Raw genomic sequence first — 210 nt, 5'->3', positions numbered from 1 at the left:
CGTGACGACGGACCGCATGACCGAATGACTGCCTGTGTATCGAGCCAAGTGGGCTGCTCGCTCACATGTAAGTTCTGCGCAACGGGTTACATGGATCGGAAGCGCAACCTTGATGCGGCCGAAATCTACGATCAGGTGGTGGCTATCGACCGGCAGGCCAAAGAAAACTACGATGCGCCCCTGACAAACATCGTATACATGGGTATGGGC

At 55.7% G+C, this 210-nt stretch carries 1 pseudogene; it reads left to right on the top strand.

What is annotated here, in order from left to right:
* Nucleotides 1-210 (top strand): annotated as a pseudogene (locus GFJ99_RS13845) (23S rRNA (adenine(2503)-C(2))-methyltransferase RlmN); the annotation flags it as partial.

The sequence above is a fragment of the Flavobacterium sp. LMO6 genome, from assembly GCF_009495795.1.
In the GTDB taxonomy this organism is placed as follows: domain Bacteria; phylum Bacteroidota; class Bacteroidia; order Flavobacteriales; family Flavobacteriaceae; genus Flavobacterium.
Note: the sequence above shows the minus strand (reverse complement) of the source record. Positions and strands in the feature narration are given on the sequence as shown.